Source organism: Wenjunlia tyrosinilytica (assembly GCF_014646055.1).
GTDB classification, from domain to species: domain Bacteria; phylum Actinomycetota; class Actinomycetes; order Streptomycetales; family Streptomycetaceae; genus Wenjunlia; species Wenjunlia tyrosinilytica.
This window is the reverse complement of the sequence record NZ_BMMS01000017.1, coordinates 40,173-54,521: the sequence shown is the minus strand read 5'-3', so window position 1 is coordinate 54,521 and position 14,349 is coordinate 40,173. Positions and strand designations below refer to the sequence as shown.

The 14,349-nt window shown below is 68.8% G+C and carries 13 protein-coding genes; 9 read left to right on the top strand and 4 right to left on the bottom strand.

All coding sequences use genetic code 11. The features are described from left to right. Positions 1-4: 4 nt before the first annotated feature. Positions 5-412 carry a YciI family protein gene (locus IEY86_RS19950; RefSeq protein WP_189133129.1) on the bottom strand — a complete coding sequence of 136 codons (408 nt, stop codon included), beginning with the start codon at positions 410-412 and terminating at the stop codon, positions 5-7. A gap of 1,214 nt (positions 413-1,626) precedes the next feature. Between IEY86_RS19950 and IEY86_RS19945 the strand changes: the two genes are divergently transcribed. Together IEY86_RS19945 and IEY86_RS37570 are read left to right on the top strand one after the other, a co-directional pair. Further along, positions 1,627-2,133, top strand: coding sequence for an RICIN domain-containing protein (locus IEY86_RS19945; protein WP_189133128.1), 507 nt, complete (start codon positions 1,627-1,629; stop codon positions 2,131-2,133). 300 nt (positions 2,134-2,433) lie between these two features. Next, a complete protein-coding gene (locus IEY86_RS37570; protein ID WP_265805055.1) occupies positions 2,434-2,568 on the top strand; it encodes a hypothetical protein in 135 nt (44 codons plus the stop codon). Between the two features lie 15 nt (positions 2,569-2,583). Here IEY86_RS37570 and IEY86_RS19940 read toward each other — a convergent pair whose 3' ends face one another. Beyond that, the gene (locus IEY86_RS19940; RefSeq protein ID WP_189133127.1) at positions 2,584-3,162 is read right to left on the bottom strand and encodes a TetR/AcrR family transcriptional regulator; all 579 of its coding nucleotides are present in this window, start codon (positions 3,160-3,162) and stop codon (positions 2,584-2,586) included. A 278-nt stretch (positions 3,163-3,440) separates the two neighbouring features. On the opposite strand from IEY86_RS19940, the gene IEY86_RS19935 reads away from it, so the two are divergent. After that, positions 3,441-3,923, top strand: a complete 483-nt coding sequence (locus IEY86_RS19935) for a peroxiredoxin family protein (RefSeq protein WP_189133126.1) — start codon at positions 3,441-3,443, stop codon at positions 3,921-3,923. A 236-nt stretch (positions 3,924-4,159) separates the two neighbouring features. On the opposite strand, the gene IEY86_RS19930 is transcribed toward IEY86_RS19935, so the two are convergent. Beyond that, positions 4,160-5,710, bottom strand: a complete 1,551-nt coding sequence (locus IEY86_RS19930) for a glycosyl hydrolase family 18 protein (protein ID WP_189133125.1) — start codon at positions 5,708-5,710, stop codon at positions 4,160-4,162. 207 nt (positions 5,711-5,917) lie between these two features. Continuing rightward, on the bottom strand, positions 5,918-6,754 hold the full coding sequence (locus tag IEY86_RS19925) for a GntR family transcriptional regulator (RefSeq protein ID WP_189133124.1): 837 nt from the start codon (positions 6,752-6,754) through the stop codon (positions 5,918-5,920). Between the two features lie 240 nt (positions 6,755-6,994). Between IEY86_RS19925 and IEY86_RS19920 the strand changes: the two genes are divergently transcribed. Genes IEY86_RS19920 through nagZ form a run of 6 tightly spaced genes read left to right on the top strand, consistent with a single transcriptional unit; the run spans position 6,995 to position 14,098 of the window. After that, a complete protein-coding gene (locus tag IEY86_RS19920) occupies positions 6,995-8,371 on the top strand; it encodes an ABC transporter substrate-binding protein (protein ID WP_229698600.1) in 1,377 nt (458 codons plus the stop codon). A gap of 13 nt (positions 8,372-8,384) precedes the next feature. Next, positions 8,385-9,365 carry a carbohydrate ABC transporter permease gene (locus tag IEY86_RS19915; protein WP_189133123.1) on the top strand — a complete coding sequence of 327 codons (981 nt, stop codon included), beginning with the start codon at positions 8,385-8,387 and terminating at the stop codon, positions 9,363-9,365. Then, the gene (locus IEY86_RS19910; RefSeq protein WP_229698599.1) at positions 9,362-10,285 is read left to right on the top strand and encodes a carbohydrate ABC transporter permease; all 924 of its coding nucleotides are present in this window, start codon (positions 9,362-9,364) and stop codon (positions 10,283-10,285) included. The genes IEY86_RS19915 and IEY86_RS19910 overlap by 4 nt, the downstream gene beginning before the upstream one ends. Continuing rightward, positions 10,282-11,553, top strand: coding sequence for a family 4 glycosyl hydrolase (locus IEY86_RS19905; RefSeq protein WP_189133122.1), 1,272 nt, complete (start codon positions 10,282-10,284; stop codon positions 11,551-11,553). The genes IEY86_RS19910 and IEY86_RS19905 overlap by 4 nt, the downstream gene beginning before the upstream one ends. Beyond that, entirely contained in the window at positions 11,550-12,590 is a 1,041-nt protein-coding gene (locus IEY86_RS19900; protein WP_189133121.1) for an N-acetylglucosamine kinase, read from the top strand. The genes IEY86_RS19905 and IEY86_RS19900 overlap by 4 nt, the downstream gene beginning before the upstream one ends. Continuing rightward, positions 12,587-14,098: a beta-N-acetylhexosaminidase gene (gene nagZ / locus IEY86_RS19895; RefSeq protein WP_189133120.1), complete on the top strand. Its 1,512-nt coding sequence runs from the start codon at positions 12,587-12,589 to the stop codon at positions 14,096-14,098. The genes IEY86_RS19900 and nagZ overlap by 4 nt, the downstream gene beginning before the upstream one ends. The last annotated feature ends 251 nt before the right edge of the window (positions 14,099-14,349 follow it).

Here is a 14,349-nt window from a genome sequence, read left to right as displayed (position 1 = left end):
GAGGTCACTCCGTGATGGTGGGAGGCGCGGCCAGGAACGGGCGCACCTCCAGCCACTCGTGGATCGGCTGCCCGCCCGCCCCGGGGGCGGCCGACAGCTCCCCGGCCAGTTCGACGGCGCGCTCGTAGCTGTCGACGTCGATCACCATCCAGCCGGCGATGAGGTCCTTGGTCTCGGCGAATGGGCCGTCGGTGACCGGCGGGCGACCCTCGCCGTCGTACCGGACGAACGTCCCCTCGGGGGCGAGCGCCTGACCGTCGACGAACTCGCCGGTCCCCTCGAGCCGGGCCGCGAAGTCGTTCATGTACTGCACGTGGGCCGAGATCTCCTGCGGCGTCCACTGGTCCATGGGCACGTCGTTGACCGGAGCCGGGGCGCCGCGGTAGTGCTTGAGCAGCAAGTACTTGGCCATCGTGTTTCTCCTCGGTCCTGGTGCGACCCATGCCGGTCGCGTTCATTGCGGGGACGGAGCCGGTCACGGGTTCTCGACATCGCCGTCCGAATCCTGGGCATGCACGCCCTCGACGTTACCCGCGACCTTGATGTTGGGGGTGGAGACCCGAGTGGGCGGATCACCGGTGAGCGTCGCTCTGATTCGGCCACACGCTTCCCTGATCCTCCGGGCTTCGAGAGGGAAGGCCGGCGGCCGCCAGATGTTTTGCGAGCTGGGCATGCGTCGAATCTTTTCCCATGCGGACGCCTGAGACAACCGCCACTCCCGCTCAAATATCCCGCTGAGCGGGCTTTGCGATCCGAGGAACTCGCTGTTGCGGCACGGTCCGGCCGCCCACCGAAAGCATAGGGGTGTTCGGCCGAAAGGTTCCGCCCCTTCGACATGGTGCGGTTGACGGCCTGTCAATCGCTCTGGTGGCATGACGCTGTGCCACGGGGGGACTGAAAGTCGTTCTGCGATTCGGATGCCAGGCACCGTTCACCACACGAGGCCCGGGACTTTCCCAGGAGTTCCGCCATGAAGGCCCGGTGCCGCTGAACCCCGGGGCAAAGAAGGCGACAGCGGCCAGGGCCGACAAGTCTCGACCGCGCGGGTCTGCGCAGTGGGCAGGCCCTCGAGGCGGGCCCGTGCCACCCCGCCGGCTCCGGCACCGACGGCGCTTGTCAGGAAGATTGAGCTTGCGGCCGTCGACGCGCGCGGGGCGATCACGGGCGCCTGCGGTAATGCTGGTGCCGTTGCCCGGTATGCCCCGGGCCTGTGGGTAGAGCTCCGTCTCGCCACCAAACCGATACAGCCTCAGAGGTTACTTAAGGGAGTTTGAAGCCTGGCTTTTCGTCGCGTTGCACGCACAGTGATTCACCTACCATCGGCCGTGCGGCAGAAGGAGAGTTCGACGCCGTCCGCGCGGGTCGGGAACTCCGTGTGCGTCGTTGCTCGCGAGCACACCCAACAGGACTGAAGGCACGTTACATATGAGTTTGCAAAGCCAGGAAAACACCACCCGCACAGGCCCGTGCCCGGCGTCCTGGCGCCGGATCGCGGTTCACCTCCGCCTGCGTGGAGAGCGCCGTTGCTCACCTGGCGTCCCGTGCGGACTGGACTTTCCTTTCCTGGCAAACTAAGTTGGCGTGCGCACCTCAAACGCCCATCAGCGAAGACGAGAGGAGAGCTTGATGAAGAAAGTCTACGTCGCCGCCTCGCTCAGTTGCCTCGCGGTGCTGTTCGGTGCAACCCTGATGCCATCCGCCAACGCGGGTGATTCCGCGCACAAGGTGACGATCCACAGTGCCGCAGCGGACGCGGTCCTCGACTCGGAAGCGGTCGCCGAGAGCTTTTTCCGGCTGAAGCAGGAAGCGCCGGCAGGCACCGCAAGCCAGCAATGGGTACTCACTGACGTCGGCGACGGCTGGTCCCAGATCCGCAATGCCAAGAACGGGTACTGCCTCGACGGCACCGGGAATTACGTCCTGCTGGCGAAATGCGCGTCGGCCGCCGATGCGTCGCAGCGTTGGAAGACGCTGCCGGCCGAGGGCGGGACAGTGATGCTCACCAGCGCGGACGCGGCCCACAATGCCGTCCTGCGCGGCGACAAGGCCGTCCCGGGCTTCGTCGGCTATCTCTCCGAGCCGCAGGGGGGCGACGCGGTCTTCCGCTGGAAGATCGAGGACGCGAAGTCCTGAGACAGCCTCGGAAGATATCCGCTCAGCAGGCTTGATCATGCGAACAGGGTTCCTGTTCGGGTGATCCGGAGGTGAGCGGGGAATACCGGCAGGGCCTCCTGGCAGCTCGGGGTTGCAAACCAACCGAGCAGCACCAGGAGGCCCTGTGCCGGAGTTCTTCGTGCTCGAGTCCGTGGAGTCCAACTCGCCGTCTCCGGCGTGTGCGACGGTGCCGGCGGCTCACTGCCGCAACCTACCCGTCGACCTCGGTCCTTTCGATACCGCCGCGCATGTACGCCGCCTGATCGCCCGGATCCGTCCGTGTCGCGACAGGCCATCGAAGACCTGATCGCCGAGCCGCTGCCCGCAGGGCGGCCGCCCTGGGATCTGATACTGCTGGAGACCGCCGGGGACGGCGACGGCTTCATGTCTGAGGCGGCATCGAGCTACTCCTGACCAGGTGGCCGACCGTCAGGCGAGGACGGCGACGACGGCTCGTTCCAGGTGCTCGCGGACGGCTTGGGGTTCGTCGAGATCGCCTCCCACCATGGCGCCGTCGCGCAGGAGAACCAGCGTCGCGGTGGCGTGGTCGGCGTCGGCGACCCCGGCCGCCGCGACGAGATTCCTGATGATCTGCCTGAACCAGTCCCGGTGGGCCTGGACGGCCTGGTGGACGGGTTGGCCTGGGTCGGGGTACTCGGCCGCGGCGTTGATGAACGGGCATCCTCGAAAGTCCGGGCCGCACAGCTCCGCTCCGACGCCGGACATCAGCGTGATCAGCAGTGTCCGCGGGTCCGTGCTGAGTGTGAACAGCTCGGCGACCTGGCCCCTGATCTGCTGGTCGCGTTCCTGGATGTGGGCGAGAACCAGGTCTTCCTTGCCCGGGAAGTGGCGGTAGAACGTGGCCCTGGTGACGCGGGCCTCCGCGATGATCCGGTCGACACCGACGTGATGGATCCCCTCGGCGTAGAAGATGCGCGACGCCGTCTCGAGGAGGCGCTCACGGGCCGGGGAGGTCCGCTGCTGGGGGGCGGGGCAGGGAGTGGACATTCCGCCACTCTATCGGAACGACCGTTCTTCCCCCAATGGACACCGTGGCGAGGCGAGGGGCATCCAGACCGGCCACACCTTTGAGTTTGCTCGCGGAGGAGCAGGTTGACCACCGAAGCGCCGCGCCTTAGCCTGTCAAAGACAGAACGTTCTATCTATCGAGGTTGCGCGTACCGCTGCCCAGCGGTTCATGGCCGCCGACCACCTCGGACGGCGGGTCACGACCGGCACACGGCATGCGCCGGTCGCGACCCGCCCAACACACAGCGGAGACAGCAATGGCACACGCATTGGAGCCAGGAGATGTGGCACCGGATTTCGTCCTACCCGGCGGCCGATGGGACGGCGAGACGTTCACAACCGGCAACTACCGGCTGAGCGAGGCGCACGGGCGCCCTGTCGTCCTCGCCTTCTACCCCCACGACAACTCGGCGGTCTGCACCCGCCAGATGTGCTCGTACTCAAATGGTCTGCAACAGTTCACGGACCTGGGAGCCGACGTGTGGGCCATCAGTCCTCAAGGACTGCGCACCCATGCGGAGTTCGCCCGCAGCAACAACCTCAGGATGCCCCTTCTGGCAGACACGGGACGAACCGTCGCCCACGCGTTCGGCGTCACCGCACCCGGCGTCGGTATCAGGCGGTCGGTGTTCCTGATCGGGCCCGACGGGCGGGTGCGATGGCAGCACGTCGCTCTCGTCGGTCTCAGGTGGCAGCCACTGGAAAAGCTCACCGCCGAACTGAGCCGTACCCGGGCCTGACCTCAACAGCCCACGGTGAGGGGCGTTGCCGCGCCAACCTGCCCCGGCAACGCCCCTCAAACCACACCCTCAAACCACAGCAGGGTCCCGACCGATCGGCAGCGCCGTTCTCCAGCGCGGTCCGCAGGGGCAGGTGACTCGGTTGCNCGAGCCATGCTCGCCCACGACCGCGGGTGTCTGCGTACCCGTCGATGAAGATGTCGGGCGCCCCTCCCGGTGGAGGGCGCTGGGCTCAGCTACCCCGCACTACCCGGTACGGTGATCGCGTCGAAGTCCGGGGCGGGACCCGAGGGGTTGTCGAAGCGGATGGTGTTCGTCCCCGCAGCCAGAGCCAGCGGCACGGTCACCGAGCCGGGGGAGTCGTACCCTCCGCTGGGAGCGAAGGAGACCGTCTGCGAAGCCCCGCCGTTCACGCTGATCCGGGCTTGCAGGGCGTCCGGCTCTCCATTGGTGAAGGCAACGGCCACCTGGTAGGTGCCGGCCGTCGAGGCCTGGACGTTCTTGACGGTCAGCGAGGAACCCGGGTTGATGTAGCCGACCCGCTTGCCACCTGAGCAGGGTGTGCACGCCAGCACCTTCGCGGCGCCGGCGAGGGTGTTGCCCGTGGCCTCGGCCTCGATGGTGGTACCGCCACCGGTTGCCTTCTTGGAGAACCAGACGTTTCCACCGCCGAGCGTCCACACGGACACATTGGTGATGCCGAGGCCCTTCGCCACGTCGAGCTTGCGGTCCAAGGCGGTCTGGTCCACGTAGTCGTAGAACTTCCCGCCGGAGCTCCAGCGGATCTCACCGGACTCGGGGTCGCGGCGGGACTCTATGACGGCGGGGTCGCTCGAGTAGCCGGGGGCGTTCTTCATGTCCTTGAGCGTCAGGTTGCCCCTGATGTCCTGGCACTGGTTGGCAGCGGAGTACGCCTCGGAGGGCAGGCCTGCCACGAAGCGGTAGCGCTGGGCGGCCGGGATCTGAGCCAGGGCCCCGGTCAGGAGGTCCTTCATCCAGTCGTACGGGGCGAACGCCAGACAGGTGTTGCCCACCGGGGACTGGTACTCCAGGTCGTAGGCCATCATGACGACCTGGTCGGCGCCGCTGGCCAGGATGTCGCCGTAGTTGAAGCCCGTTCCGTTGTCAGGTGGGCCTTCGACCTGGAGCTTCAGTCCGGCGTTGTGCAGGCCGGTCGCCAGCTTGGTGATGAAGTTGTAGAAGTTGGCCTTGTCGGTGTTGTTCCAGTCCCAGTAGTTCTCGAAGTCCACGTCGACGCCGGTGAAGCCGATCTGCTTGGCGAAGTTCGTCAGGGTGGAGACGGCGGCGTTGGTCTTCGTGGCGCTGCCGGTCAGGTTCCGCTCGGCGGCGAGGTCCGCGAGCGAGACGGTGACGTACTGCTTCGCCGAGTGCGCCTTCACATCCGCCACGTTCGCCGCACTGTAGCCGTTGCAGGCGTAGTCGGGGTTGCTGGCGTCGAGCCGTACTGCGCTACCGCTGGCGTTGATGGTGTAGTACTCCGCCTTCAGGGCGCCGTTCTGGACGCGTCCGTCGGCGTACTCCTGCGGGGCGCTGCAGGTCGACGATCCGGCGGGGCCGGGGTAGAGCCACTCCTGGAAGTTGAGGGAAGGGGCTGCCTCGGCGGTTGCGGCGGGCTGTGCGGAAGCCTTGGCCGAGCCGGGGCCGGCCGACGCCGACCCGTTGACCAGGCTCGCGAGCACCGCGGCCGCGGCCAGCCCGGCCGCTGCGGCGAGGCCGACGCGTCTGGTGCCGATGGATCTGAGAGTGGTGCGTGTGGTGCGTGACATGTGCTCTCCGGTGGGGACTTGGAACCGCGGGCGGGGCCTGCGGCATGTGCGGGTCGCGCTGTTCCTTGGAGGGCCGGCGGCGCAGAACGGGGAGCCGGCCCCGAGAGCCTGCGGTGAGTTGGGGGACAGGGGTGTGCTGCTCCTCGCGGGGACATGACGGCGCATGCGTCGGGGAAGCCGACGCTTGGATTTCAGGCCGTCGGACGTTCAGTCCTGGAGGAAGTACGGGTCGGTCGTGATGGTGTCGGCACCCGGCACATGTGCCGAGTCGTCCCAGGCGCCGGACACCGTGAGTGAGGTGCCGGGTGCCTGGTGGCCGGAGAGCTTGAGCCGGGTGAGGATGCGGTAGCGGTCTCCCCGGTAGACGGAGTGGGTGAACTCCACGATCCTGCCGGTGGAATCCGCGGTGGTGCGCTCGAAGAGCAGCGCGGGGAAGTGCACCGGGACGCCGAGCAACGCTGATTCGTCCTCGTCGGTCACGGTCGGCTCAATACTCTGGACCGCCTCGTCGACCTCGATGGTGTAGCGGGTCGACAGGAGCTGGTAGAAGGAGCTGCCCTGCAGGTCCTGGGCGCGCAGCCCCGGCACCAGGGACTCCGGGACGAACACCGTGTCGATGGCGATGGGAACGTCGTCCACGATCCGCAGGCGGGTGATCCGCAGCACCGGATCAGCCGGAGACAGTCGCAGGCGCCGACCGACCCTCGCGCCGGCGCTGATCCGGGTGAAGTCCACGGTACGGCTGTTCCATCTGCCGCCCACCCGCTTGGGGGCGAAACCGGCTGACGCGGATGGTGTGAGCTCCTGGGCGATCTTCGGTGCCGCGACGAACATCCCTCGGCCGTGCTGGCGTACCAGCAGGCCGTCACGGACCAGGTCGTCGACCGCGGACCGCACCGTGGGGCGGGAGACACCGAGTTCCTCGCAGAGCTGTCGCTCCGACGGGATGGCGCTGCCGACCTCCAGCGACTCGACCAGGTCGCGCAGATGCTCCCTGATGCGCTCGCGTTTGGAGGAAGACTCTTCCCTACGCCCACTGGTCATGTGACCACTCCCTACCAGTCGCTTGCAGGTCTTCCAGGGATTTCCTTGACGTGCAGGGAAAGAATGCAGCACACTCGCCGGACTGGTCAAGAGGCAATGTAACTGGTTAGTTTTTGGCGTTACCAGTTGCCGGTTACCAGTTGCCGGTTACCAGGCTACCGGGTGCGCAGGGCGATCACGCTCGTCCAGCACCCCACTCATCCCGAACCTTCCGCAGTCTCTCGACGAGAGGTGGCCATCGTGAGACGCCCCAGACAGATCCAGCACTGCGCCCGACACGCCGCGACTACCCGGGCGATCCGCGTCGCGCTGGCCGCGACCCTGTTCTCGGCCGCTGCCGTCGGGTGCACCTCGGCAGCATCCGGCCCCGCGGCGGGACCGAACGCCTCGGACACCACCCCGGTGACCATCACCTTCTGGCACGCCTTCAAGGACGACCGGGAGGTCGGCGCGGTCAACGACGTCCTGGCCTCCTTCCGCACCAAGTACCCGTACATCACGGTCAAGGTGGTGAAGGCGCAGGACGACACCAAGATCAACCAGGCGGTGCGCGGCGGGACCGCCCCGGATGTCGCGGCCTCCTTCTTCGCGGGCAACGTCGGCGGCTGGTGCTCCTCGGGCGCGTTCCAGGACCTGACGCCCTTCATCAAGGCCGATCACGTGGACATGAACCAGATCCCCCTGGCCGTCCAGTCCTACACCGCCTTCAAGGGCAAGCGCTGCACCATGCCGTGGCTCGCCGACACCTTCGGGCTGTACTACAACAAGAAGCTGTTCGCCGCCGCCGGCATCACCTCCCCGCCGAAGACCATGAGCCAGTTCGCCGAGTACACCAGGAAACTGACCCGGCTCAACGCCGACGGGTCGATCAAGGTCGCCGGCTCCATGCCGTACTTCGGCGGCTACGAGATGGTCCCCGAGCACCTGGTCACCAGTTGGGGAGCCAAGTGGCTCAAGCCCGACGGCTCCTCGAACACCGGGGGGGACCCGGCCTTCGCCAAAGCCATGATCTGGCAGAAGAAGCTGGTGGACTCGATCGGCGCCCACAAGCTGAAGAAGTTCAAGGACGGGCTGCCTGACGAGTTCTCGGCCGCCAACGCCTTCGAGACCGGCAAGATCGCCATGATGGTCGACGGCGAGTGGCGCACCAGCTTCATCAAGAACGACAAGTCAAAGGTCGACTACGCCACCGCTCCCATGCCGGTCGCCGACGACATGCCGGAGCTGTACGGCTCGGGCTACATCGGTGGCAACGTCATCGGCATCCCCAAGGGCAGCAAGCACCCGGGTGCGGCCTGGAAGCTCCTCAAGTTCCTGACCACCGACGCGGACGCGGTCGCGTCCCTGGCCCAGGCGATAGGCAACGTCCCGACCACTCTCCAGGCACTGACCTCGCCGAAGCTCACCGTGGCTCGCGACCCTCGATTCGCCACCTTCCTCAACGTCTTCAAGCACCCGCACAGCTCCACCACGCCGGCCAGCGCCGACGGCGGCGCCTACGTCGCCAACCTCCTGCCGTTCGCCGAGAAGTGGCAGCAGGGCAAGGTGTCCGACCTCAAGTCCGGACTCGCCTCCGTGGATGCCCAGAGCAACGCGGCGCTCAAGCTCGGCCAGTGAGACGGAGCCGACGATGACCACTACCAGCGTCACCCGGCCGCCCACTGCGGCCCGGGGCCCCGTACCGCCGGCACTGGGGGCCAGGCGTCGACGCCACCGCCTCCGTGTGCTCGCGTTCCTGTCACCGTGGCTGATCGGCTTCGCGGTCTTCCTCGTCTACCCCCTGGTGACCACCGTCTACCTGTCCTTCACCAACGCCAATCTGGTCTCCGCCGCCGGATGGGTGGGACTGCGCAACTACCGCTTCCTGCTGGAGCAGGACCCCTACATCTGGCAGGCGTTCCGCAACACCGCCTGGCTGGTCGTCGTCATGGTGCCCGCGCAGGTGCTCTTCGCGCTCGCGGTGGCCATGCTGCTGGTCCGTCTGAAGTCCGGCGCCGGGCTGCTCCGGACGGTGTTCTATCTGCCCTCGCTGGTCCCCCCGGTGGCCGCCACGGTCGCCTTCGTCTACATGTTCAATCCAGCGACGGGCCCGGTGAACCACATCCTGGAGACCGTCGGTATCCCCGGCCCGGACTGGTTCAACTCACCCTCCTGGTCCAAACCCGCGCTGACGCTGCTGTCCCTGTGGGGCATCGGCAACGTCATGGTGATCTTCCTGGCCGCGCTGCTCGAGGTACCGACGGAGCTCTACGAGGCCGCCTCGCTCGACGGAGCCAGCCCGTGGCAGCGCTTCCGCTACGTCACCTTCCCCTCCATCTCACCGGTGCTGCTCTTCTCCGTGGTCACCGGCATCATCGCCGCCCTGCAGTACTTCACCCAGGCGATGGTCGCCGCCCAAGCCGCCGGCGGCCTCCACTCCGGAGCCGTCCCCGGCTACCCCGAGGGCTCCACGCTCACCGTCCCGCAGTGGCTGTACATCACTGGCTTCAACCAGTTCCACATGGGCTACGCCTGCGCTCTGGCCGTCGTCCTCTTCGCGGTGTCCATGGTCTTCACGGCAGCCCTGCTGCGCCGTGCGTCCGGCTTCCAGCCGCAGGAGGTGGCCTCGTGACAGCCCCGACCGCTGTGGCCCCCCGGTCCGGCTCGGCAGCCGCGGCACCAGGTCATCCCAGCTCCCCGCGCCGCCACGCTCGAGACAACCGGGCGGCCTACCGGCGCCGACTGATCTGGATCGCCGATCACAGCATCGCCCTGGCGTTGGCCCTGATGTTCCTGGGGCCGCTGGTCTTCGTGCTGCTCACCTCCGTGATGACGGACCAGCAGGCACTCACCCCGGATCTTTGGCCGAGGCACTGGCAGTGGTCCAACTTCGTCACGGTCTTCTCCAAAGCGCCGCTGCTCACGTGGTTCGGCAACACCCTGGTCTACGCGGTCTCGGCCACCGCCCTGATGCTCGTCTCCAGCGTCCCGGTCGCGTACGCGCTGGCCCGTTTCCGGTTCAAGGGCCGCAATGCCGCCTTCCTGGCCGTCCTGACCATGATGATGCTCCCTCCGCAGGTGCTGGTCATCCCGATGTACATCCTCTGGGCACGGCTGCACCTGACCGGGTCGATCTGGCCCCTGGTCATTCCGACGCTGTTCGGGGACGCGTTCTCCATCTTCCTGCTGCGGCAGTTCCTGCTCACCCTGCCGGAGGAGTACCTGGACGCGGCGAGGATCGACGGCTGCGGCGAGATCCGGGTACTGCTGCGGGTCGTCCTGCCGATGATGCGCCCGGCCCTGGCGGCCGTCGCCCTCTTCCAGTTCTTCGCGGCCTGGAACGACTACTACGGCCCACTGATCTACACCGGAGAAGTCCCCTCGCAGTGGACGCTGGCCATCGGGCTGGCCAGTTTCAAGTCCGTCCACGCCGTGCAGTGGAACCTCACCATGGCCGCCACGCTGCTCGCCATGGCCCCGGTGATCGTCGTTTTCTTCTTCGCCCAGAAAGCCTTCATCGAAGGCGTCACCCTGACAGGAGTAAAAGGTTGAAGCTCGCCGTAGTCGGTGGAGGATCCACCTACACCCCCGAACTCGTCGACGGGTTCGCGCGACTGCACGAGATCCTGCCCCTCGACGAGTTGGTCCTCATCGACCCGGACGCCGAACGTCTGCGCCTGATCGGCGACTTCGCCTCGCGGATCTTCGCCAGGCAGGGACTCTCCGCCACGATCACCACGACCGGGGACCTCGATTCCGGCATCGACGGCGCGGCGGCGGTCCTGCTGCAGCTGCGCATCGGCGGCCAGGCCGCCCGCCACACCGATGAGACCATCCCGCTGCAGTGCGGCTGCGTGGGCCAGGAGACCACCGGTGCCGGCGGCCTGGCCAAGGCCCTGCGCACGGTGCCCACCGTGCTGCGGATCGCCGACCGTGTCGCCGAACTCGCCCCCGAGGCCTGGATCGTGGACTTCACCAACCCCGTAGGCATCGTCACGCGCGCACTCCTGGACGCCGGGCACCGTGCCGTCGGCCTGTGCAACGTCGCCCGCGGCCTGCAGCACACCATCGGCGACTGGTACGGCGTGGACGCCGACCGGATCGTGCTGGACCACGCCGGTCTCAACCACCTCACGTGGATGCGCGGCGCCCGGTTGGACGGCGTCGACCTGCTGCCGGAGATCCTGGAGCGGCACGGCGACGCGCTGGCCAGGCGCTCCCGCCTCCCCGTGGACACCCTGCGCAGACTGGGAGTGGTTCCCTCTTACTACCTGACGTACTACTACGGCCACGACGAGGTGGTCGCCGAGCAGCGGGGCGGGCAGTCCCGCGCCCACCAGGTCGCGGCCATCGAGCAGGACCTGCTGAGGATGTACGCCGACCCGGCACTGGACGAGAAGCCCGCCCTGCTGGAGGAGCGCGGCGGCGCCTACTACTCCGAGGCGGCGGTCAACCTCCTCGCCGCACTGCTCGGCCGACGCGGTGACAAGCCGGACATCCCGCAGGTCGCCAACGTCCGCAACAACGGCACGCTGCCCTTCCTGCCGGACGAGGCCGTGGTCGAGGTGCCGGCCCTGATCGGGCCCGACGGTGCGAACCCCCTTGAGGTGCCTCCGCTGGCTCCGCTGTACGCCGGACTGGTGGCGCACGTCGCGGCGTACGAGGAGCTCGCCCTCGAGGCAGCGGTCCACGGCGGTGTCCACAGGGTCGAGGACGCCCTGCTCGCACACCCCCTGGTCGGCCAGGCACACCAAGCGCGGACACTGGCCGCCGAGCTGGTCGCCGCCAACCGGGCCTTCCTTCCCTGGGCCCGCGCATGACGGCGAACGAAGCCGTGATCCTGGGCGTGGACGGCGGCAACAGCAAGACGGACGTGGTGTGTGCCGATACCAGCGGACGGCTGCTGGCCCGCCGCCGTGGAGGGCCCTTCCGGCCGCAGGTCGACGGCATCGCCCCGGCCCTTGGCGCACTCGAAGTCCTCCTGCGGGAGACGATGGCCGAAGCAGGGCTGGACAGCCGGCCGGTGGGCCGCTTGTCCGCCTTCCTGGCCGGGGCCGACCTGCCCAGCGAGGAGGCCGAGCTGAGTGACGCAGTGGCCGCGCGAGGCTGGGCCGAGCACAGCCACGTTGCCAATGACTGCTTCGCCCTGCTGCACGCCGGCTCCACCCGGGGCTGGGGCGTGGCCGTGGTCTGCGGCACGGGCATCAACTGCGTCGCGGTCGCACCCGACGGTGCGACCGCCCGCTTCCCTGCCCTCGGCGCCATTTCCGGCGACTGGGGCGGTGGAGCCGACCTCGGTGCCGAGGTGCTGTGGCACGCGGTCCGGGACGAGGACGGACGCGGCCCGAGGACCGCCCTGGGACCGAAGGTCGCCGCCCATTTCGGTACCAGCACCGTCGCCCAGGTCACCGAGGCGCTCCACACCGGCAGGTTCGAGCGATCCCGACTCAGCTCTTTGACCCTCCTGCTGTTCGCGTCCTGCGCCGAGGGCGACCCCGTCGCCCGAGCCATCCTCGACCGCCAGGCGGACGAGGTCACCGCCATGGCCCTGACCGCGCTGCGGCGGCTCGGCCTCACCGACACCGACGCGGAGGTCTTCCTGGGCGGCGGGGTCCTGGCTGCCCGCGACCCCTACCTGACGCGCCGGATCGAGGACGGACTCGCGCTCGGCGCTCCACGCGTGCGGCCGCGCGTCGTCACCCTGCCCCCGGTCGCCGGCGCAGCCATGCATGCCCTCGCCGGTGCGGGCGCCGACGTCGGCGCCCAGGACCGGCTCCGCTCCCGATTCGAAGTCCCCGAGGAGCAAGAAGCCGACATCCGGCCCGAGTACGCGCGAGGAACAGGACCTCGGCCATGACCCAGGAGCTCTACCGTCTCGCCGACGCATGCATCCTGCCGGGCTTCGACGGCATCACCGCACCCGACTGGCTGCTGCACCGGATCGGTGAAGGCATCGGCGGCGTGGTCCTCTACCACGCCAACATGGCCGGACCCGAACGCCTGGCCAACCTCACCGGGCAGCTGCGCTCGGCAAACCCCGACCTCGTCATCGGTATCGACGAGGAAGGCGGTGACGTCACCAGGCTCCACCTCGAACACGGCAGCCCATGGCCGGGCAACCTCGCCCTCGGAGTCGTCGACGACTGCGATCTGACCCGGCAGGCCGCGGCCGGGATCGGCGCGGAACTCGCCGCGGCAGGCATCAACCTCGACCTCGCCCCGGTCGTCGACGTCAACACAGCCGCCGGAAACCCCGTGATCGGCACCCGCTCCTTCGGCGCCGACCCGCAGCGGGTCGCCGCCCACTCCGCGGCGCACGTCACGGGCCTGCAGTCGGCGGGCGTCGCCGCCTGTGCCAAGCACTTCCCGGGGCACGGGTCGACCACGGTGGACTCCCACCACGACCTTCCGGTCGTGCACGAGAGCCGGGAGGAGTTCGAGGCCACCGCCTTTCCGCCCTTCCGGGCGGCGATCGCCGCCGAAGTGGCGGCCGTGATGACCGCCCACATCCTGGTCCCCGCCTACGACACGGTGCCCGCGACGGTCAGCCGCACACTGCTCACCGGCGTGCTGCGCGACCGCCTCGGCTTCGACGGGGTCGTCATCACCGACTCGCTGGAGATGCAGGCGGTGTACGAGCGCTACGGGATCGCGGGCGGGGGAGTGCGGGCGATAGCGGCCGGCGCGGACGCCCTGTGCGTAGGCACTCACCACGGGCAGGCACGCACCGAACTGCTCCGGACGGAGCTGGTCAAGGCGGTGACAACCGGTGCGCTGCCGCAGGAGCGCCTCGCCGAGGCCGCGACCCGGATGGCCGCTCTCGCGGCCCGGTTCCGCTCCGACGGGCCGGGCCTCGGGAACGCCGCCAAAAGCGCCCGCCGCGGCGCCGGGGTCCCGGCCGCGGCCCTGACCGCGGCTCGCCGCGCGGTGACCGCCCGCGCAGTGACCCCACTGGGCGCACCGCCGCTGGTGGTCGAATTCGACACGGTGCAGTCCCCAGCCATCGGCGAGACCGCCTGGGGCCTCGGGGAGCTCCTGCGGACCCAGCTGCCCGGCACACGGGTGGTCCGGGTTACCGTCGAGCCGGATTCCACCCCGGCGTCCGCCCCTGCGGACCCCAAGGCGAGCGAGCGCGGCCGCCGGGTGGTCGCGGTGGTCCGCGACGTCCACCGGCACCCATCGGTCGCCGCGGCGCTCGAGCGGCTGCTCCGGATCCGCCCGGACACGGTCGTGGTCGAGATGGGACTGCCCCACGTGAGCCCCCCACCTCCCACCGCGTTCCTGGCCACCCATGGCTCGTCCCGAGCCTGTGCGATTGCCGCCGCCGAACTCCTGCTCGGCCGTCCGTACCGGTCGGAGCTGTGACATTGACAGGCCGACAGCGGACGGTGGCCGACCTGCTCGCCGGCGGCCCGCCGCCCCGGCCGGCACTCAGTGCCTCGCGACGGAACCCAGGAGCGGGTTCGGTGGTACACGGCCGTGTTGAAGGTGTGTGATGACTGTCGCGCTCCGCTTGATCCTGGCACACTCCCGTTGGCGCGCACCAACACGTCCGTTGGTGCGCCGCCGACGCGTGCTACCCGTCGGCAGGGCCGACTGTCCGGGAGACGCAGATC